General features: G+C 58.3%; 13 protein-coding genes and 3 rRNA genes. 2 read left to right on the plus strand and 14 right to left on the minus strand.

Going from position 1 to position 21,731, the window contains the following annotated elements; translation table 11 throughout:
* Window positions 1–11: 11 nt before the first annotated feature.
* The 9 genes from DDF78_RS02210 to DDF78_RS02255 all read right to left on the minus strand — a co-directional run bounded on the left by DDF78_RS02210 (window position 12) and on the right by DDF78_RS02255 (window position 10,998).
* Entirely contained in the window at window positions 12–1,112 is a 1,101-nt protein-coding gene (locus DDF78_RS02210) for a substrate-binding domain-containing protein (RefSeq protein ID WP_152581848.1), read from the minus strand.
* Window positions 1,113–1,187: 75 nt separating this feature from the next.
* Window positions 1,188–2,195: an ABC transporter permease gene (locus tag DDF78_RS02215; RefSeq protein WP_202613177.1), complete on the minus strand. Its 1,008-nt coding sequence runs from the start codon at window positions 2,193–2,195 to the stop codon at window positions 1,188–1,190.
* Entirely contained in the window at window positions 2,188–3,714 is a 1,527-nt protein-coding gene (locus DDF78_RS02220) for a sugar ABC transporter ATP-binding protein (protein WP_202613178.1), read from the minus strand. The genes DDF78_RS02215 and DDF78_RS02220 overlap by 8 nt, the downstream gene beginning before the upstream one ends.
* A gap of 358 nt (window positions 3,715–4,072) precedes the next feature.
* A complete protein-coding gene (locus DDF78_RS02225) occupies window positions 4,073–4,339 on the minus strand; it encodes a type II toxin-antitoxin system RelB/DinJ family antitoxin (protein ID WP_152581847.1) in 267 nt (88 codons plus the stop codon).
* A 471-nt stretch (window positions 4,340–4,810) separates the two neighbouring features.
* Window positions 4,811–5,074 (minus strand): Txe/YoeB family addiction module toxin, encoded by a 264-nt coding sequence (locus tag DDF78_RS02230; protein WP_152581846.1) that lies wholly within the window; start codon window positions 5,072–5,074, stop codon window positions 4,811–4,813.
* Window positions 5,071–5,334: a type II toxin-antitoxin system Phd/YefM family antitoxin gene (locus tag DDF78_RS02235; protein ID WP_152581845.1), complete on the minus strand. Its 264-nt coding sequence runs from the start codon at window positions 5,332–5,334 to the stop codon at window positions 5,071–5,073. Before DDF78_RS02235 ends, DDF78_RS02230 begins: the two co-directional genes overlap by 4 nt.
* Window positions 5,335–5,646: 312 nt before the next feature.
* Window positions 5,647–5,763, minus strand: a 5S ribosomal RNA gene (gene rrf, locus DDF78_RS02240).
* A 194-nt stretch (window positions 5,764–5,957) separates the two neighbouring features.
* Window positions 5,958–9,023 (minus strand): 23S ribosomal RNA (locus DDF78_RS02245).
* Window positions 9,024–9,474: 451 nt separating this feature from the next.
* Window positions 9,475–10,998, minus strand: a 16S ribosomal RNA gene (locus DDF78_RS02255).
* Together the 16S, 23S and 5S rRNA genes form the textbook arrangement of a ribosomal RNA operon.
* Window positions 10,999–11,694: 696 nt before the next feature.
* Here DDF78_RS02255 and DDF78_RS02260 point away from each other — a divergent pair.
* Window positions 11,695–12,477 (plus strand): Sir2 family NAD-dependent protein deacetylase, encoded by a 783-nt coding sequence (locus DDF78_RS02260; RefSeq protein ID WP_152580028.1) that lies wholly within the window; start codon window positions 11,695–11,697, stop codon window positions 12,475–12,477.
* A 171-nt stretch (window positions 12,478–12,648) separates the two neighbouring features.
* On the opposite strand, the gene ilvA is transcribed toward DDF78_RS02260, so the two are convergent.
* Entirely contained in the window at window positions 12,649–13,914 is a 1,266-nt protein-coding gene (gene ilvA / locus DDF78_RS02265; protein ID WP_152580029.1) for a threonine ammonia-lyase, read from the minus strand.
* 69 nt (window positions 13,915–13,983) lie between these two features.
* Window positions 13,984–16,377: a trehalose-phosphatase gene (gene otsB, locus DDF78_RS02270; RefSeq protein WP_162000651.1), complete on the minus strand. Its 2,394-nt coding sequence runs from the start codon at window positions 16,375–16,377 to the stop codon at window positions 13,984–13,986.
* Window positions 16,378–16,809: 432 nt separating this feature from the next.
* Between otsB and DDF78_RS02275 the strand changes: the two genes are divergently transcribed.
* Window positions 16,810–17,979, plus strand: a complete 1,170-nt coding sequence (locus tag DDF78_RS02275; RefSeq protein WP_152580031.1) for a LacI family DNA-binding transcriptional regulator — start codon at window positions 16,810–16,812, stop codon at window positions 17,977–17,979.
* A 126-nt stretch (window positions 17,980–18,105) separates the two neighbouring features.
* On the opposite strand, the gene DDF78_RS02280 is transcribed toward DDF78_RS02275, so the two are convergent.
* The 3 genes from DDF78_RS02280 to DDF78_RS02290 are packed head-to-tail and all read right to left on the minus strand — an operon-like array spanning window position 18,106 to window position 21,600.
* Entirely contained in the window at window positions 18,106–19,896 is a 1,791-nt protein-coding gene (locus DDF78_RS02280; protein ID WP_152580032.1) for a glycoside hydrolase family 13 protein, read from the minus strand.
* 8 nt (window positions 19,897–19,904) lie between these two features.
* Window positions 19,905–20,729 carry a carbohydrate ABC transporter permease gene (locus DDF78_RS02285; RefSeq protein WP_152580033.1) on the minus strand — a complete coding sequence of 275 codons (825 nt, stop codon included), beginning with the start codon at window positions 20,727–20,729 and terminating at the stop codon, window positions 19,905–19,907.
* 4 nt (window positions 20,730–20,733) lie between these two features.
* Complete coding sequence (locus tag DDF78_RS02290; protein WP_152580260.1) at window positions 20,734–21,600, minus strand: carbohydrate ABC transporter permease; 867 nt, start codon at window positions 21,598–21,600, stop codon at window positions 20,734–20,736.
* Between the last annotated feature and the right edge of the window lie 131 nt (window positions 21,601–21,731).

The raw sequence follows: 21,731 nt of genomic DNA on the forward strand, positions 1-21,731 counted from the left end.
GTCATGCTTCCTTAGTCGTATAGCAGCTTCGCGATACTCGGATCATCGATATTCGAACTGTCATACCAATGCGATCCGGTATCAGAATCCTTCACTTTCTCTCCCTTGGAGGCTTTGACTGCGAGCTCTACCGCCTGGTAACCCATTTGATAGGGATCCTGCGTCACGGATCCTAGGAACTTCCCGGACTTCACAGCGTTACGCTGTGAAGTACCTGAATCAAAGCCGACGACAAAGATATCCTTGTATTTGCCTGTCTGCTTGTTAAGGTCGGTGCCGTCGCTAGTCGCGCTGAGCAGAGCATTGACGCCATCCTGATTGGCAGCGAAAACGCTGACCAATCCTTGCGTGCCGAGTATGGATGTTGCAGCCGATTGGATGTCGGCTTGGCTCGTAGTCGGCGGCACAGTGACAACGACTTTCACTTTGGCCGGCTTGGCAGAAGGCTTCGTCCACTTCTCCTGGCCAGAAACCGACACCGCCCCTTCGAACCCGGGCAGTTTCTCGATTTGCGCAACCGACTCCTTGACAAAGCCGTCGACGCGATTGACGATAGAACCCGATGTTGAATCCTGCGCCAGCACTGCTACGACAGCGGGCTTAGCTGCTGTGCCGGTTTCAAGACGCTGCTGTACATCTTTGTTAGCGACAAGATGGGATGCAACATTCGCCCCCGCCTTGCTGTTGTCAGTTGCAGCCGTGGCGACCACTGCGCCGGATTTGTCCCCGGGGACGCCGGAATCGAAGCCGATGACAGGAATTGAACTGCTTTTAGCCTGAACCAGGTTATCTTGCACTGCATTAGGGTCGCAAGCAGCCAAGGCAATCGCGCTAGGCTTCTGATTAATCGCCGATCCCAATTGCTCCACCTGCTGCGAAACGTTGCTCTCTGCGTCGGGGCCGTTGGTCGTCACTTCCACATCAAGTTTCGAAGCTGCGTCCTTGGCTCCTTTGAACGCAGCCTGGTAAAACTGGTTCTGGTAGCTTTTCGAGATGACGATTATCTTGGTTTTGCCGCTGCCCGAACCCGAGCTGCCACTGCCACATCCGGCCGTCATGCCGATGCAGGCCAGCAAGGCCACGCCGGCGGCAAGAATCTTCGTTGATTTCATTGTTTCTCCTTAATATGAGGGAAAGCCGAACTTTCCACTACAAAACTGCTATGCCAAATATTGTGCTGGCTGCTCTCAGCCTCGCCGCTGCCTTCTGGTCCGGATCACATCCAACAGCACGGCCAGAATCACGACGACGCCAATCAGGCACTGCTGCCATTGCACGGGAAGCCCCATCGCCAGCAAACCGTTTTTGAGGATGCTAATAACGAAGACACCGATCAGCGTGCCCCACAGGGAGCCGACGCCACCTGCAAGCGACACACCGCCGATGACGGCAGCAGCGATCGCGTACATCTCCTGGCCGTTGCCCGTCTGTGGAGTAATCGAGCTGAAGGTCGCCGCATAGATCACGCCGGCAAGCCCGCAGAACAGACCGTTGAGCACATAGACTCCGACCTTCCAGCGGGCGACGTTGATGCCGGAAAGCTCTGTGGCTTCTTCGTTCGAGCCCATGGCGTAGGTGTATCGTCCCAGCTTCGTGCGATTAAGAAGGAACCACGCGAACAGGAAGAACAGCATCAGCCAAACCGCACCCATCGGAACGTTGCCCCATTTGTAGATGGCCTCCTTGAATGCGCCGTCAGGAGTGCCCAGACTCGGCCAGGTCTGCGTCTGGACTTTGGCGATGACCGAGCAAAGGCCGAGCGAGATGAACTGCATACCAAGCGTTGCGATGAACGGCGGCAAACCAAGGACGCCAATCAGAATGCCGTTAGCTACCCCGAATGCCAGGCCGGTCAGGACCACGATCAGCAGTGCCACCGCAACTGGCAGATGCCAAACGTTGTAGGCAACGCCACCCACCAAGGCCGCTCCCACCATCACCGTGCCTGATGACAGATCAATGCCGCCGGTGATAATCACGAAGGTGGTGCCAATCGCAAGGAAGCCGATGTAATACGATGAGCTGAGAATGCTCAGCGCGGTGCCCTCGGTAAGAAAATTAGTGCCGAAAATTGAGAAGAAGGCATATAGAACGACCAATGCCACTAATGCCACTATCTGCTGCATTGCAGAACCGGACCGTTTCAGACCCAGGAAGCTTTTATCCTTGCCTTTGCTCTTAGTAATTTCAGTCATGATCACTCCTTGTATGCTCTGCATGCTCTCGTTTGGTTGCCAACTCCATGATTTTTGGCTCTGTGGCTTCACTGATATCTAAAGAACCGGTGGTGTTGCCCTCGCACATCACGATGATGCGGTCGGAAAGGTGAAGTATCTCGGTAAGATCGGAGGACACGAGAATGATGGATTTGCCTTGACGGATCAAATCCCTCATCAAGTCGTATATCTCCGAACGGGCACCAATATCGATTCCTCGTGTGGGCTCGTCAAAAATGAGAATCTCCACGTCGCGCACCAGCCATTTGGCAAGCACGACCTTCTGCTGATTCCCTCCGGACAGATTCTTGACGGTTTGCTGGATGCTTGGCGTCTTGACCTTGAGCAGATCCACGAAACGTTGTGAGGCCTTGCGACACGACTTGTCATTGACCACTATTCCTTTGGAGAATTTGTCGTACGAAGGAAGCGCTATGTTATCCACAATCGACAGGCTGGTCAGCAAGCCATAGCGCTTGCGGTCTTCCGACAGGTAGGCGATGCCGTGTTCAATCGCATCCTTAGGACTCGTGAAATGAACTTTCTTGCCGTGTAGCGTGATATCGCCGTGGCCCTGCGGGTCAGCGCCACATAGGATGCGCATCGCCTCGGTCCGGCCTGCACCAATTAGCCCGGCCACTCCCAATATCTCGCCCTTACGCAGATCAAAAGCGGCGTTCTTGACATCTGGAGAATGAAGATTGCGAGCGCCAAGCACCACTTCGGCATCCGGAGGAACGCTGCTGGCTGTTTTTCGAGTATTGCTGATGTCACGACCGACCATGCGTCTGATGATTTCTTCGGACGAGGTGTCCTTTGTCTCCAAAGTATCGATGAACTGTCCATCTCGCAGAATCGTGATTCTGTCGGATATCTCCTTGATCTCATCCATGCGATGAGAGATGTACACAACGGACAGCCCACGGGCACGCAACTTCCTGACTTTGTCCAGTAGCTCCTGCACCTCGTTTTCAGACAGCGAGGCAGTCGGCTCGTCAAGAATCAGAACTCGTGTGTTGGCATAGGACATTGCCCTTGCGATTTCTACCATCTGTGCCTTGCCGACGCTGAGATTACGCAACAGCTCGTTAGGCTTGGCCTCGATGTCATACTCCTTGATCAGGCTGGCTGCTTGGCGGTTGAGCTGCTTGTCCGAGAGAAAGAAATGATCTGATTCCCGACCGATAAAGATGTTCTGGGCCACCGTCAGATCATTGAGCATATTAAGCTCCTGATGGACTATGGAAACACCTGCCTTCTGAGCATCAGCAATTGTCTTGAAGTTCGCCGGTTTACCTTGATATTCGTAAGTTCCTTCGAACTCCGAATAGATTCCCGTCATAATCTTGCATAGCGTTGATTTCCCGGCTCCATTCTCGCCGACCAAAGCATGGACTTCGCCTGGCAGCAAATTAAAATGAACGTCTTGCAACGCCAGCACACCGGGAAAAGATTTCGTTATGCCTTTCATTTCTAATACAGGTTTTTGAACACCCATATTTCACTCCGATCTCACCATTGATGACCTTTGAGTTTCACAGCTTCATTACTGTTTTTTCTTATTTTAAATTATGCAGACAACGTTATCAGAAAATTTAACAAAGTCAATTTGGCATGGGGTGATATGAGTTGTTTATTGCTCTTGCGAGACTAAATCAGCGATGACAGTTTCGGCTAAAGATCGCGAGCAGTGAGGAATGTCCTCTGCACCTTCTCATGCGATCAATCGCAGGACTGCTCAGCGTCGGCAGGCGCCAAACGAACTCCCCGGCGCAGGCCTTCGGTGTTTATGCGCTTCCTGGCTATTCGTCTCGCATCGCACGTGAAGCCTGACGCATATTCAGGAATGAGTGTCCTCAGATTCCCAGTGAACCGAACATCTCGTCAGCGTTCTTGAATCGCTGACGGCCGGTCTGCGCTATCTCATCCGCCTCACGGATCACGGCGAGAGTCGGCTCATTCGGTGTCGGCTCATAGCTGAGGTTCAACGGAACACGACCTTCCCGCACCATCTGGCGATAAAACGCCCTGGTGACAGAGGAAAGATCGAAGCCGAAGCTCGCTGCAATGTCGGAGGCCTTCAGCTTGGTCTCATCGTCCACTCGCACAGTAACCGTTGCCATAGTACTACTGCTCTTCATTGTTGTCCTACACTGGAATAGACCGAACTTCATATAGCTTGACTGCAGCACGAGACTAGAGAGGTGCGCTATGCAACAAAGTCGTGCAATGGATAAGATACGCTCTGAAGAAGAGCTACCTCGTGTCACACTTCAAGCTATCAGCGAGGCTGCTCATATGGCGACGACAGGCGAGGGTAAGTCCTTTGACGATGCAGAGGCTCTGTTCTCCGCCATACTCGGCAGAGACGCCCCCAGCAAAGAATGAATCCAATATCGACCGCGCAACCGTCGAGTTCCGAGTATTGATGATCCGCTAACCAAAAACGCTGATCAACACCTAAAACGAGTACTTAACTAGCCGATAACCAATATTATGTCAGATTTAAAATCTGACATAATATCGTGTAGTTATATCGTGAAAATGACTCTTGCCCACGTAATCACACATACCAACTGGGGCAGGGTAATACGTTACTCATAGTGACTCCACGCTGCATAGATAGTCACGACCTTGGTCGCGTCATCAATGTCGTACACCACTCTGTGCTGGCTGTTGATGCGGCGAGAGTACAAGCCGCGGCTGAAGGGCTGAAGCTTTTCAAAAGATTGGGTCGGCTGGTACGGATCCGATTTCAAATCCGCAAGAACCCCCATAAACGCCTTCTGGAGATGTGAACGCTTAAGCTTCTTGAGGTCTGACTTTGCGGAATTCTTGATTTGTACCTGATAGGTCACAGCGAATCCCAATCGATATCATCGATATCGGTGGTTCCGCTGTCGTCGGCGCGTCTTGCCTCTGCCCTAGCCAACGTTCCCGTATTTTCAAGATACAAGGTTTCCACGATGGAATCCCAATCTTGGCGATTGACGAGAATTGCCTCTGCGTCTTTAGTCCCGTGGGCTGGCGAAATAGCTATGGGCCGACGCTGAGCATTCACATCCTTGATCAGTTGATACAGGTTCTTCCTCGCTGCAGTAGGGGTATAAGTGTCCATGTTTATGCTCCTTGTATTATTTACGTACGGTATTCGCGTACGTAAATAATACATCAAGAAATATGGAGACTGCACGTCGACTTCGACGTGAGCGCAATGTGTCATCAGCACAGTGTGGAAACAGCTGGCCCAAGAACCAATTTGTTGGTTGGATTCGCATGCTGTGTTGTGTTTGTTACGTTTGCGTTGTTTAGGTGGCGGGGGAGGCAGGGCGTTCTTGCGTCTGTCGTTCGTGTGCTGGTGTTGTTTTTGTGTGTGCGAAAGGGGCCCCGGGGATCGTGTGATCCTCGGGGCCCCTCTTGTGAAGTATTATTGCGGCGGCGTGCTACTCTCCCACGCCCTGTCGAGCGCAGTACCATCGCCGTGCTGGGTCTTAGCTTCCGGGTTCGGAATGGGACCGGGCGTCTCCCCCAGGCCATGGCCGCCGCAAATCTTTAGTTGTCATGCACGCCTTCGCGGCATGCATGGGATGTGATGGTTCGGGGACCGGCTAGTGGACGCGGGCGTGTTGCCTTGCGCAGATTCGACGATGTGTTCGTGTTGCGTTGCATTTCAGTGCTCCAGTCGTCTGGAGCGGTCTAGATGAGGCTCCTCACGTACCCTTCCCTCGTAGGGGAAGTGTGGTGTGGTTGCCTTTCGACCGTTAGTGCAGGTCAGCTCCACCCCTCGCGGGGCTTCCACGTCCTGTCTATCAACCACGTGTTCTGCATGGGGTCTACAGCGGCTCGAGGCCGCACGGAATACTGATCTCGGAGCAGGCTTCCCGCTTAGATGCTTTCAGCGGTTATCCCTTCCGAACGTAGCCAACCGGCCGTGCCACTGGCGTGACAACCGGCATACCAGAGGTTCGTCCACCCAGGTCCTCTCGTACTATGGGCAGGTCTCCTCAATATTCCAACGAGCGCAGAGGATAGAGACCAAACTGTCTCACGACGTTCTGAACCCAGCTCGCGTGCCGCTTTAATCGGCGAGCGGCCGAACCCTGGGGACCTGCTACAGCCCCAGGATGCGACGAGCCGACATCGAGGTGCCAAACCATCCCGTCGATATGGACTCTTGGGAATGATCAGCCTGTTATCCCCGGGGTACCTTTTATCCGTTGAGCGATGCCGCGTCCGTACGCCGGCACCGGATCACTATCTCCGACTTTCGTCCCTGCTCGACCTGTCAGTCTCGCAGTCAAGCTCCCTTGTGCGATTGCACTCAACACCCGATTGCCAACCGGGCTGAGGGAACCTTTGAGCGCCTCCGTTACTCTTTAGGAGGCAACCGCCCCAGTTAAACTACCCGCCAGGCACTGTCCCTGACATGGATGACATGTCGAGGTTAGACATCAAATTCGGACAGAGCGGTATTTCACTTGGCGGCTCCACCATGGCTGGCGCCACGGCTTCGAAGCCTCCCGCCTATGCTACACAATCCGAACCTAATGACAATACCAAGGTATAGTAAAGGTCCCGGGGTCTTTTCGTCCTTCTGCGCTTAACGAGCATCTTTACTCGTACTGCAATTTCGCCGAGCTCCTGGTCGAGACAGTGGGGAAGTCGTTACGCCATTCGTGCAGGTCGGAACTTACCCGACAAGGAATTTCGCTACCTTAGGATGGTTATAGTTACCACCGCCGTTTACCGGGGCTTGAATTCACCGCTTCATCCGAAGACTGACGGATCCTCTTAACCTTCCGGCACCGGGCAGGCGTCAGTGCATATACAGCGACTTTCGTCTTCGCATGCACCTGTGTTTTTGGTAAACAGTCGCTACCCCCTCTTTTGTGCCACCCCCTACAGCTCGCCGGGCAAGCCGGTCCACCATGAGGGGCCTCCCTTATACCGAAGGCACGGGAGTGATTTGCCGAGTTCCTTGACCAGGATTCGCTCGATCGCTTTGGTATTCTCTACCTGACCACCTGTGTCGGTTTAGGGTACGGGCGGCATACGTCCTCGCGCCGAAGCTTTTCTCGGCAGCTGGGATCACCGGATTCGGCCCCGAAGGGCCCCATCATCACACCTCGCCCGATATCCCGCGGATTTGCCTACGGGACAGGCTGCGTGCTTGACCACGGAAAACCACCTCCGCGGCCGGCTACCCCTCTGCGTCACTCCTGCGCTGTCCTACTACAAGGATCGGTCCCAACAGCCGCATCGCATCCCCCTCCCGAAGGAAGGGTAAGCCACGCGGCCGGAGGTTAGTACTCCAGGCCTCGGATTTGACGGCCATACGCCGGTACGGGAATATCAACCCGTTCGTCCAGTCGACTACGCCTGTCGGCCTCGCCTTAGGACCCGACTCACCCGGGGACGTTGAACGTGGCCCCGGAACCCTTAGTCATCCAGCGGGCGGGATTGTAACCCGCCTTTCGCTACTCATGTCTGCATTCTCGCTTCCATGCAGTCCACGGCTGGCTTACGCCGCCGCTTCGCCCCGCATGGAACGCTCTCCTACCCAGCATCCAATAAAGGACACTGCCGCGTCTTCGGTGGTGTGCTTGAGCCCCGCTACATTGTCGGCGCGGAACCACTAGACCAGTGAGCTGTTACGCACTCTTTCAAGGATGGCTGCTTCTGAGCCAACCTCCTGGCTGTCTATGCGACTCCACATCCTTTCCCACTTAGCACACGCTTAGGGACCTTAGACGACGATCTGGGCTGTCTCCCTTTTGACGACGGAGCTTATCCCCCGCCGACTCACTGCCGCGATACGACCTCGCAGGTATTCGGAGTTTGGCTGCTGTCGGTACCCTATACGGGCCCTCAAGCATCCAGTAGCTCTACCCCCTGGAGGCAATGACGCGACGCTGCACCTAAATGCATTTCGGAGAGAACCAGCTATCACGGAATTTGATTGGCCTTTCACCCCTAGCCCCAAGTCATCCCCTCAGTTTTCAACCTAAGTGGGTTCGGTCCTCCACGCGGTCTTACCCGCGCCTCAACCTGCTCAGGGCTAGATCATCCCGCTTCGGGTCCAGGACACGCGACTCACACGCCTTTTAAGACTCGCCTTCGCTACGGCTCCCCCACCCGGGTTAGCCTCGCCACATGCCACTGACTCGCAGACTCATTTTTCGATAGGCACGCCGTCACCCCGAAAGGCTCCGACGGTTCGTAAGCGCATGGATTCAGAAACTATTTCACTCCCCTCCCGGGGTACTTTTCACCTTTCCCTCACGGTACTCGTTCGCTATCGGTCAGACAGGTATATTTAGACTTACCCAACGGTCTGGGCGGATTCACACGGGATTCCACGAGTCCCGTGCTACTTGGGAAACACGATCGGGAGTCAGCGCGCATACGGCTACGGGGCCATCACCCTCTGCGGCCCGGCATTCAATCCGGTTCGCCTCACGCGCTGATTGATCACTCCCGCCAGCCCCGTCAGAGGCTGGGCACATGCTCCCACGACACCGGTCGCGCAACGCCTGACGGCTATCACACGCGACCGGTTTAGTCTGCTCCGCTTTCGCTCGCCACTACTCACGGAATATCTTCTCCTGCAGGTACTGAGATGTTTCACTTCCCTGCGTACCCCCCGTTCGAAAACGGTGCCGGCCCATGACGGCCAGCGGGTTTCCCCATTCGGAAATCCTCGGATCAAAGCCCTGTTGGCGGCTCCCCGAGGCTTATCGCAGCCTCAAACGTCCTTCGTCGGTACTGTCTGCCAAGGCATCCACCATGCGCCCTTGCAAGCAACACGCACCCGTTCGCACGAATGCATACGCCGCAAGGATCTCATATAGCTTGCTCTCAGACAACTATCATCACACTAAAATGATCACAAAACGATCGACGCGATCCATCAAAAAATCAGGATCGGTCGAAATTGTCAAATCTAACAAAGCAAAGAACACCAAGTGTTCTTCGCTCGCGTCCACTATCCAGTTCTCAAACCACCACGCACCACGCGCATCGGCAGGCCATCACGGCCGCGCCTCAACGCGAGGGCACGAATCGCACCGAAACCCGAAGGAATCGGGGTGGCGATCCGGGAGCCCAAAAGCGCATCCCATACATACTTCCCGGCCCGAAGGCCAGCCAGGCACTCTCATGATCTCTTCCACACCAGCAGCCCGAGACTCAAGGACCGGAACATCCGGCCCGCTCGGGCGACACCGGCCAGCAGAACGCTGGCCTGAATTCTCCGTAGAAAGGAGGTGATCCAGCCGCACCTTCCGGTACGGCTACCTTGTTACGACTTAGTCCCAATCACGAGTCTCACCTTAGACGGCTCCTCCCAAAAAGGTTAGGCCACCGGCTTCGGGTGCTACCCACTTTCATGACTTGACGGGCGGTGTGTACAAGGCCCGGGAACGCATTCACCGCGACGTTGCTGATTCGCGATTACTAGCGACTCCGCCTTCACGCAGTCGAGTTGCAGACTGCGATCCGAACTGAGACCGGTTTTCAGGGATCCGCTCCGCCTCGCGGCGTCGCATCCCGTTGTACCGGCCATTGTAGCATGCGTGAAGCCCTGGACGTAAGGGGCATGATGATCTGACGTCATCCCCACCTTCCTCCGAGTTAACCCCGGCGGTCCCTTGCGAGTTCCCGCCATGACGCGCTGGCAACACAAGGCAAGGGTTGCGCTCGTTGCGGGACTTAACCCAACATCTCACGACACGAGCTGACGACGACCATGCACCACCTGTGAACCGGCCCCGAAGGGAAACCCCATCTCTGAGGTCGTCCGGAACATGTCAAGCCCAGGTAAGGTTCTTCGCGTTGCATCGAATTAATCCGCATGCTCCGCCGCTTGTGCGGGCCCCCGTCAATTTCTTTGAGTTTTAGCCTTGCGGCCGTACTCCCCAGGCGGGATGCTTAACGCGTTAGCTCCGACACGGAACCCGTGGAACGGGCCCCACATCCAGCATCCACCGTTTACGGCGTGGACTACCAGGGTATCTAATCCTGTTCGCTCCCCACGCTTTCGCTCCTCAGCGTCAATAACGGCCCAGAGACCTGCCTTCGCCATTGGTGTTCTTCCCGATATCTACACATTCCACCGTTACACCGGGAATTCCAGTCTCCCCTACCGCATTCTAGCCTGCCCGTACCCGGCGCAGATCCACCGTTAAGCGATGGACTTTCACACCGGACGCGACAAGCCGCCTACGAGCTCTTTACGCCCAATAATTCCGGATAACGCTTGCACCCTACGTATTACCGCGGCTGCTGGCACGTAGTTAGCCGGTGCTTATTCGAAAGGTACACTCACTCTCGCTTGCTCCCTAACAAAAGAGGTTTACAACCCGAAGGCCGTCATCCCTCACGCGGCGTCGCTGCATCAGGCTTGCGCCCATTGTGCAATATTCCCCACTGCTGCCTCCCGTAGGAGTCTGGGCCGTATCTCAGTCCCAATGTGGCCGGTCGCCCTCTCAGGCCGGCTACCCGTCGAAGCCTTGGTGGGCCATTGCCCCACCAACAAGCTGATAGGACGCGACCCCATCCCATGCCGATAAAATCCTTCCCAACCAGCCATGCAGCTGGTTGGAACATCCGGCATTACCACCCGTTTCCAGGAGCTATTCCGGAGCATGGGGCAGGTCGGTCACGCATTACTCACCCGTTCGCCACTCTCACCACGGCGCAAGCGCCATGGATCCCGTTCGACTTGCATGTGTTAAGCACGCCGCCAGCGTTCATCCTGAGCCAGAATCGAACCCTCCACAAAAAAATGCAGAAAGCCTCGAAAAGGCCCTCATATATATCAATTGACGGGACCGTTTATAAGGAAAACGATCCACACAAAACCCCAGCACCCATTCAAGCCCCACTCAGGGCACCCACGACAAAACGCGGGCAGGACGCCGGACTGGCAATCACAAAAATAATCTGACTATAAAAAGTAGTACAAAACACGCTCTTGAGTTCTCAAACCACCACCACACCAACAAACCGCTTGACTCTCTAGGAGAGAAGCCGTCGTGTTGAGCAGCAAGAGATAAACTTACACGAGGTGCGGCATCTGTGCAAATCGGGGTTCCTAAAAGAGCCGATAAACGTTGCAACAACAAGGTTCTATCGGCGTGTCGAAAATGCTGTATTTTCGCTTTTTCTTAACCTTAGCCCATCTAAAAGCACGAATATATTTCCTGGAAATCACGGCTGCGGGCGTGTCGGGACGATCCGGGGCACGACAGACCCGTTCAGTCGACGAATACGCTCTATATATAACGCTATATATATCGCTATATCGTTAATACGAGGTGCCTTAGGTATTGCGGCATAGGAATATAGGCAAATATAGGTATAGCTGGAACTTCAGAGACGGCATATGACATATAGAGATGCATATAGCTATAGCGCACGATGGCGTGCGCAGCGAACGGCGATGGCGGCGGTGCGCGCTTCGTGATAAGCCTGTGTCATGGCTATGCATATTGCGGTTTTGACAGGTGCCGGCATTTCCACGTCGGCAGGCATCCCTGACTTCCGGGGACCGGACGGAGTCTGGACCAAGCATCCGGAGCAGATGAACGTCTATGACATCGATGCGTTCCTGAGTGATAAGGAGCAGCGCGAGTATTCCTGGCGCTGGCAGAAGGAGTCGCCCGTCTGGGGCGCGCAGCCAGGCACGGCGCATAAGGCGCTGGCCAAGCTTGAACAGGCAGGGATGCTGAATCTCTTGGCGACGCAGAACTTCGACGGTCTGCATGAGAAGGCGGGCAACAGTGACGAGACGATCGTCAACCTGCATGGCACCATCGCCACATCGCACTGCATGAAGTGCCATGCCCGCTACGACACCGCGCCGATTATGGACAAGCTCGATGAAGAGCCCGACCCGCATTGCCGCCGTCAGCTACCGTACCGGGGAAACATGCCTTGCAACGGCATCATCAAAACCGATGTCGTGTACTTTGGCGAGGCGCTGCCGGACGGTGCCATGGAGCGCTCCATGCGCAAGGTCTCGCGCGCCGACGAATTCTGGGTCATCGGCTCCACGCTCGAAGTGTTCCCCGCCGCATCGCTTGTGCCGGTGGCCGCGCAGGCCGGGGTGCCCATCACCATTATGAATATGGGGCGCACGCAGTACGACCGTCTGGCAACCCGCCTGATTCACGACGATATCGCGCAGGCGCTGCCCGCGCTCGTGGATGAGACCATCGCGCGATATGGGGATGCGGCGAACAGCGCGGTAGGTAATTAAGTAATAAGGACGCCTGAGACGCTGTCTGCAGTGGTCCTCGTACATTCGTCACGCATACAGGGTCGTTTGCGTGACGAATGTACGAGAAAGTGTTAGTCCTAGTAATTTCGTCACGCAAAACCACCAATTTGCGTGACGAACGTACTAGAAAGTGCCAAGGAAGCGACAGTCCTAGTAGATGCGCTTGGGCTGGAAGCCGGCGGTGCACAGGGCCTTGAGGACCGCGTCGATGTGGTCGGGACCGTTCGTCTCTACAGTGACGCCCAAGGACACGGCATTCGTGTAATGGCCCGAGGCCTTAAACTGGTCATGGTCGAGGGCGATGACGTTCGCGCGAGCATCGGACAGCACGGTAGCCACCTTGACCAGCTGGCCGGGGGTATCGGGCAGCTCGACTTCGAAGTTCATGATGCGACCGCGCGCGATCATGCCCTTCTGGATAACGGCGCCCATGGTGACGGTGTCGATGTTGCCGCCCGACAGAATCGGCACGATGACATGCGGCTCCTGCGCCGAGGCGAACGCGCGCGAATGCAGGTTGAGGTGTTCGAGCGCGGCGAGGGACACTGCGCCTGCGGCTTCGATGACGAGCTTGTGCTTTTCGAGCATAAGCAGGATCATCTCGTTGATGTCCCGCTCGCTGACCGTCACCAAATCGTCCATAAGCTCGTTGAGCAGCGCGAAGGTCAGCTCGCCGGGGCGCTTGACCGCGACGCCTTCGGCCGAGGTGACGACCTGGCTGGCTGGCACGACGTAGCCGGCCGCAAACGAGTCCTTGAACGCGGGCGAGCCCTCCGGAATCGCGCCGATGACACGTACCTGCGGGCGGAAGGTCTTGATCGCCAGCGCCACGCCAGCGCCCAGACCGCCGCCGCCCAGCGGGACCACGACATCGGTGACGTCCGGTACGTCCTGCAGGATCTCCATGCCGATGGTGCCCTGGCCGCACAGCACCTCATAGTCGTCGAAAGGCGGCACGAACACCATGCCGTCATCCCGGCTCAGCTGGGCCGCGTAGGCCGCGGCATCGTCGAAGACATCGCCGTGCAGCACTACTTCGGCCCCGTACGCCTTCGTCGCGTCGACCTTGAGCGGCGGCGTGATGCACGGCATCACAATGGTGGCCTTGGCCTTACGCTCGCGGGCCGCGTAGGCCACGCCCTGCGCGTGGTTGCCTGCGGATGCGGTCACGATGCCGTGATCGAGCTCGGCCTGCGAAAGCGAGGCGATCTTGTTGTAGGCCCCGCGAATCTTGAAGGACCCGGTGACCTGAAGGTTCTCGGGCTTGAGGAGCACGCGGTGCCCGGTCATGGACGACAGCACCGGAGACTCGATGATAGCCGTGTGCTTTGCGGTGCCATCGAGCCGTTCAGCGGCTTTTCTCAACTCGGCCGCGTGATCGCGCGCCAAAAATTGCTGGACTTCATCATTGTTCATACGGGTATTATCGCGCAAGGCTCACACTTTTTCGACGCGGGTCAAAAAGTGTGAGCCAAACCTGCCGACTCACTTGCCTTTCTCGGCCTTCCCGGCCTCGGATTCGGCAATCATATAGCCGAACAGGCGGTGCAGGGCGGTCGCGCTGGCGATGCGCGAGCGGGCCTTGGTCATGCCGGCGCCGACCTTGAGCGTCCAGGCATCCTCGGGCATCGCGGCGAACATCGTCTCGTCGGTGGTGTCGTCGCCGACGGCGAGCATGAAGTCGTAGTCGCCGCTGGACACCCAGGGGCTTACGGCGTGGCCCTTGCTCGTCGTGAGCGGGCAGACCTCGATGATCTTGGAGTTCTCCATAACCATCAGTCCCATGCCGCCGCATGTCTCGCGCAAATCGCGTATCAGGCGGTCATGCTCGCGCTGCGCGGAACGCTGGTTGCTGGCACGGTAATGCCAGGCGAGCGCGTCGGCCTTGTGCTCGATGAAAGACCTCGGCACACGATTGACCGACTCCTGCATCATCGCCTCGATCTTGGGCTGCCAGTCCTGAGGATCAGGCATGTTCTCGGCGCGGACCCATGTGCGGCCCTTCGGGTTGTAGTCGTTGCGCCAGGCACCGTGCTCGGCCACGAGATTCACCGGCAGCTCGCCGAACCACTGATCCATGATCGCGTGGCTGCGGCCTGAGACAATCGCCAGGTCCACGCCGGGCTCGGTGCCGATGCGGCTGAGCAGCGCACGCAATTCCAAGGTCGGTCGGGCGTGGTCCGGGTCACGCACCAAGGGGGTGAGCGTGCCGTCGTAATCGCACAGCAGCAGCTTGCGGTCGGCCTTGGCCCACTGTTCGAGCAAGGTATTGCGCTGATCCATGCGCAGACGCTTGTCGTCAAGACCGGGATTGGAGACCTGCAGCAGCGCGTCGAGGAACCCGGCGCACCACGTGCCGGCCGTGCGGGCCTTGATGCGGGCCTGCATCGCGCGATTGCGGCGGGTGGACTCCTCCGGGCTGATTTCCAAGGCATCGTGCAGCGCCTCGCAGGTCATTTCGATATCGTAGGGGTTCACGATGAAGGCCTCACCAAGCTCCTCGGCCGCGCCGCACATATCGGAAAGCACCAGCGCGCCGTCGCGCCCATCGTGGCAGGCCAAGTACTCCTTGGCCACCAGATTCATGCCGTCGCGCAGCGGGGTCACGAGTGCCACATCGCCTGCGGCATAGATGCCGCACACCGGCTTGATCGGCAGCGAGCGCGTGATGTAATGAATCGGCGTCCACGCAAGCATCGAGAAGCGGCCATTGATCTTCCCAACCAGCTGATCGACCTGCTGCTTGAGCCGCTGGTAGGTTTCGACGTCGCCGCGCGAGGGCGTGGCCAGCAGATAATAGGTCACATGCCCGATCCATTCGGGATATTTCTCAAGCAGACGTTCGAAGGCGCGCAGCCGCTCAGGCAGACCCTTGGTGTAGTCGAGCCGATCGACGGAGACGACGACCTTGTTCGGCTTGCTGTCCTTGCCGAACATCGCCGACTGCGCCAGCGTGAGCTCGGGCAGCTCCTCGTGCACATGATGGCTCCACCAGGAGCCGCTTTTCGTCGCGGCTTCCGCGGCAGCCGAGCTTTCCGCGCTCAGCGAGGTGTCGTGGTGGCGCCCTGGCCGCTTGCCGCTCTGCTCCTCGATGCCGCGGCGCATGGCCCGCGCCAGGCTCGATCTGGTCGTGCGGCGGTAGAGGTTGTAGTCGATGCCGATCGGGAACGCGTCGACGGTTGCCGTGTGGCCGCCGTCCACCGCGATATGCCCGGCGTCATCCGTCTCGATATCCAGCAATTGCTGCACGCAGGACTTGAAGTTCTCTACGAAATCGACGGTATGGAAGCCGAGCAGGTCCGCGCCGAGCACGCCTTTGAGGATTTCGCGGCTCTGCGGCAGCGAGCGGAAGATCTCGGGGCTGGGGAAGGGCACATGCAGGAACCAGCCGATGGAAATGTTGTTGAAGCGCTGCCGCAGGATATTGGGCAGCAGCATGAGGTGATAGTCCTGCACCCACACCGTGTCGCCCTTGCGAATCAGCGGGGCGAGGGCGTCGGCGAACAGCTGATTGACATGGCTGTAAGTCTCCCAGGTGCCGGGATCGAACACGGCCTCATGCGAGAAGTCATGCATCAGCGGCCACAGGGTGTTGTTGGAGAAACCGGCATAGAAGCCGGCGACCTGCTCGGCGCTCAGGAAGAGCGGTATACAGCGGTTCTCCTCGTAGGTGGACCGGATCGCTTCGATCTCCTCGGGTGTGTGATCGGCCGGATCCTCTCCGCTCCACCCGACCCACAGGCAGTCGTGATGCGAGCTGTGATACGGCCCAATCGCGGTGGCGAGGCCGCCGACATTCTGCCTGAGCGCATAGGACCCGTCGGGCTGCGCATCTAGCGAAACCGGCAATCGATTGGAAACGATAATTAAACGTGACATGGTATCTCCGTTTCCGCCGGCGAAACGACACTGCTTTTCAACCGGCTCAATGAGTGGGAATCTCCCGCACGTGCTGTCCCTCTCAGCTATATCACATGGAACCTGTACAAAGCTTGGAGCCTGCTTTCCTTCCGCACCGCGGCATCGCATCCGGAGCGACTTTGCGACCTCATAGCTGGCGTTGCCGCCGAGTGCGGCGTGATAGGCGCGTGGACTGATATGACAATGATTATGCGGCATTCGTATTGGCGTCCTGCGCGGTCATGTGGTCTTCGATTTGCGCCGCCGCTGCGCTGCGTGGACTGAAGTCTGGGAGTTCGCTGACTGCGAAGTTAACGCGGTGCCCAACCGACGTTTTTCGCGACTAGACTCTTGGGTAGGCGGTCCGTCACGCAACTGGCGCATGACGGATCTTAGGAGAATGGACTCGATATGGTTGGAATGCGCGATGTTGCCAAAGAAGCGGGGGTCTCGCTCAGCACGGTCTCACTGGTCGTGAACGACACCGGCTATGTGTCCGACGACATGCGTGAGCGCGTGGCCGTTGCCATGAAGAAGCTCGATTACATTCCCAACGAACTCGCCCGCAACTTCTATCGCGACCGCACCAATATGATCGGCGTTATCGTGCCGACCATCAGCCACCCCTTCTTCTCCACGCTGGCTGCAGCGCTGCAGCACGAGCTGGCAGGGCGGGGATACCGCACGCTGCTGTGTTCGCAGGCAGACGCGGAGGGCGGCGAAGCCGAATACGTCGACATGCTGCAGCGCCACATGATGGACGGCATCATCATGGCCGCGCACACTTCGCACGCCCCGGATTACTGGACGTTGATCGGCCGGCCGGTCGTGGCCTTCGACCGCTACCTCGGGGCAGGCATCCCTTCGATCTGCTCGGACCATGTCCACGGCGGGCAGCTGATCGCGCAGCAGCTCATCCGCACTGGCGCACGGCATGTGGTGAGCATCGGCGGGCCGCGTAGCCAGTTCCATGACCTTCCTTCGCAGGGCGCGCGTTCTGATGCCAGTATTGACTCCGACGGCGTCAATACCACCTTCCCCACGGTGCGCTACTACCTGACTTTGGAGCATGAGCTGGGCCGAGCCGCGATTCGCTACGACTACGTAGAGGTCGGCGAGGTGTATGACGTGCAGGGCTATCCGCGCATCGCGCACGAGATCTTCGAACGCTTCCCGGACGTCGATGCCATCGTGGGTTCGGATATCAGCGCCGCCTACTGCGTCCAGGAAGCGCTGCGACGAGGGGCGCGCATCCCCGACGAGCTGCAAATCATCGCCTACGACGGCTCCTACCTGACCGAAGCTGCGGGGATGCGGATCACGGCCATCCGGCAGGACTTCGCGACGATTGCCAAGCTCACCAGCGAGCGCATCATCGAGGAGATAGGGAAAGGCGAGAAGGGCGCGGCCGGGAAGGGCGCACGCGGCTCGGCTCCAAGCCAGTCATCCAGTGCTGCGCGACGAGACCCGGCCGGCCCCGCTTTCACCTCCACGGGTGAAGGCGACGGGCACACGGGCACATATCCGCAAAGCGAGCTGGTGCCCGTGCAATTGCGATTCGGGGAGACGACGCGGGCATAGTGAGTGCTCCGCAATAGGCGGACGAATGAGCATGAGCTTGCGGCCATGGCTACATGACTACTGTCACGAAAAGGCCACTGCCGAGTCAGTGGCCCTTCTGCTCCAGTTATCCTTCAGCGACGCCGCTCATCGAAAGAGTTCAGCGACCTCGTTCAACCGTACCGTCCAGCTCGCATGATCCGGCACGCACCACACCGTGGAGCACGCCGGCACCACCGTGCTCTCAGCCACATCCAGGCCACCTGACTCTGACCTGCCGAGAGCGTCGTCTGGATCTCCTACCCCGCCTGCATCAGAGGAAAGCACCGCCGTATATCCCTGCGGCAGCGGCGCAGGCTCTTCATCCGAGAAGTTGGCCAGCACCATCATGCCCGAGGGCAGTCGCCAGGAAAGCACATTCGGATTCGCCGCATCGCTCACCCACTGGAAGCCTTGGCCTCCGTTATGCATGTCGTCTCGTGCGTCATCCGCACTCACCCACTGGCGTCGCAACGCGATAGCCCTGCGGTACATCGACAGCGCAGAACCCGGCTCGTACTCCTGCGCATCAGCCGCATAATCAGCGAACCACGAAGGCTGCGGTAGCCAAGCGGCCCCCGTTTGATTGAAACCGAACGCCGGAGCCGCCGCCTCCCAAGGCAATGGCACACGGCAGCCATCGCGGCCTTTGAAGCGGTGGGCAGAGCGCTGCCAGTTGGGGTCCTGAATATCCTCAGGCTCAAGGTCGAAGTCCTCGGGAAGCCCAAGCTCTTCGCCCTGATAGATGAACGCGGTGCCGGGCAAGCCGAGCATCACCAAGGCGGCAGCGCGGGCGCGACGCTGTGCAAGAACTGGGTCGGTTGGCGGAATCGTGCCGTCCGATGTGACCCATGCTTCAATGTTCGCGCCCTTGGGCAGGCCAAGGCGCGAAGCTATGCGCGGTACATCGTGGTTGCCTAGGACCCAGGTCGGAGCCGTGCCGGCCCGCATCGCATACCGATAGGTGCGGTCGATGGCAGCATAATATTCGTCGCGATCCCAGGATGCCTTCTGCAGCGAGAAATCGAACACCGCTCCCAGCTCGTCCTGCTGCGCATACTGGAACACGCGCTCGGTGAAAGGCGTCCAGGACTCGCCAACCGCGTATTTGGGCGGCGAATAGCGGTCAAACAGCTCGCGCCAGCCTCGGTAAATCTCATGGACCGCGTCGCGATCCCACAATGGATCCGAGCCGTCATTGGCCTCGGGCGACATCACCATAGGATTGATGCGGTCGCGCAGCGGATCGCGCAGGTCCTTCGCCAGACCGTGCGAGACGTCGACGCGGAAGCCATCAACGCCTTTACCGCACCAGAATTTCAGAATGTCAAGGAATTCGGCGCGCACCTCAGGATTGTCCCAGTTCAGGTCGGGCTGTTCGCGCGCGAACAGATGCAGGTAATACCAGCCGTCACCGCAGGGCTCCCAGGCGGAGCCGCCGAAGTTGCTCAGCCAGTTGGTGGGCGGCAGCTCGCCATGCTCACCCTTGCCTTGCCGGAAAACATATCGGGCACGCTCAGGAGAGCCCGGCTGGGCCGCGAGCGCGGCCTGAAACCACGGATGGCGCTCGGAAGTGTGGTTCGGCACGATATCGACAAGCACGCGAATGCCCGCGGCATGAGCTGCGGCAACCAGCGCGTCGAACTGCGTCATCGTGCCGAATCGGGGGTCTACCGCACGATAGTCGGCGACATCATAGCCGCCATCCGCCAACGGCGACGGGTAGAAGGGCGAAAGCCAGATGGCATCCACGCCCAGCGAGCGCAGGTAGTCAAGCTTGCTGCATACACCTTGCAGATCGCCTTCGCCATCACCATTCGCGTCCCGGAAGGACCGCGGATAGATCTGGTAGATGACTGCGTTCCTCCACCAATCGGCACCGTTGCGGATTTCGGCCATGAATCAACTCACCCCTTGACGGATCCGGCCAGCATGGCGCGGATGAAGTAGCGCTGCAGGAAGATGAACAGAATCATCGTCGGCGCCATGATGAGCAGTGCGCCGGCGTTCAGCAGCACCACATCGGTCTGGTACTGGCCGACGAAGGCCTGCAAAGCACCTGCCATCGTGCGCTTGTTCGGGTCGTTCTCCAAGACCACGGCCAGCAGGAACTGGTTCCATGTGGCCAGGAAGGTGAGGATGCCGAGCGAGGCGATGGAGGGCAGCGCGAGCGGCAGCTGAATCGAACGGAAGGTACGCAGATAGCCTGCGCCGTCGATCGATGCGGCTTCCATCAGATCGCTCGGCATCTGCTCGAAGCAGGAGCGCATCCATACGATGCCGAAGGGGATGTTCAGGCTAATCAGCGGCAGCATCAGCGCCAGCCGCGTGTTCAGCAGTCCCATGCCGCTGATCTGGTAGTACAGCGGGGTGACGAGCGTTTCGAACGGAATCGTCAGGCCGACGATGAACAGCATGTAGATCAGGCCCTTGAACGGCACGCGCAGCTGAGCGAAGGCGTAGCCGCCGAGCGAGCTGAAGATGACCACGCACGGCACGACCACGATGACGAGTATCGTGCTGCTGATGAGCAGCGGCGTGATATTCGCCATGTTCCATGCGTCCACGAAGTTCTCCCAGTGCGGATGCGCGGTGAATTGGATGCCCGCAGGCGTCGTGCCTTGCGGCTGCACCGCTGCGGAGAACATGCTCAGGAACGGCAGGATGCAGAAGATGATGGTCAGGACGAGCATCACCGTGCCCAGAATCTGAACCGACTTTCCTTGCTTCATGAGGTCACTGATCCTTTCCGTTGATCAAGCGCTGCACCGGTCCTACAACCAGCAGCACCAGCACCATCAGCGTGACGGCGAGAGCCGAAGCCAGGCCGACGTTCTGCTGGGTGAAGGCCAGGCGGTAGACCTGCACGCCGGGAACCATCGTGGAGGTGCCCGGGCCTCCCTGAGTAGACATGTACACCACGTCGAAGCTGGCAAGCGCGGAGACGATGGTCATCGTCAGGCACACGCCAATCTGCCCGCGCAGGCCAGGGATAGTGATGGTGAACAGCTGCCGCCACCAGCCAGCCCCGTCCAGGCTCGCCGCCTCATAGAGCGACTGGTCAATGCCACCGATGCCCGAAAGCAGCAGCACGACGCAGAAGCCGAGCTGCAGCCAGAAGCCGATCACGCCTACGGCGTTCAGCGCCGTGGACTGGTCGCCCAGCCACACGCGTGCCGCGCCACCCAGCCCGATCGCATGCAGGATCTGGTTGACAGTGCCTTTGTCGGCGAGCATCCACGTCCAGGCAACGCCTGCTGCAGCGCCAGGGATGACGCGCGGCAGAAACAGGCACACCTGCGAGAAAGAGCGGCCAGCCTTGGACTTGATGTCCTTGATAAGGACGGCGGTGATCAGACCCAGCACGATAGGGACGATCGAGAAGAAGATGATGAGATAGAAGGAGCGCAGAATCGAGCCGTACAGCTCGGGATCGGTGAAGACGGTGGCGTAGTTGCGTATGCCGATGAAGGTGCTCTCGTCGATACCGTTCCACTTATAGAAGGAGTACCAGATCGTCTGAATGATAGGCCACAGCTCGAAAACCGCATAGAAAAGGAATGCCGGCAACAGGAACAGCAGGCTGACGAGCTCCAGTGACATCTTGCGCTTCGGCTTGCGCTCGACGGCCGGCGCTGCGTCGCCGGACTCGCCTGCGCGGGCGGGTTGATGATTGTTCATAATGGTATTCACCACACTTTGTTGATTGCACTGCATTGGGGTTACACTGCGTC

The sequence above is a fragment of the Bifidobacterium tibiigranuli genome, from assembly GCF_009371885.1.
Lineage (GTDB): Bacteria > Actinomycetota > Actinomycetes > Actinomycetales > Bifidobacteriaceae > Bifidobacterium > Bifidobacterium tibiigranuli.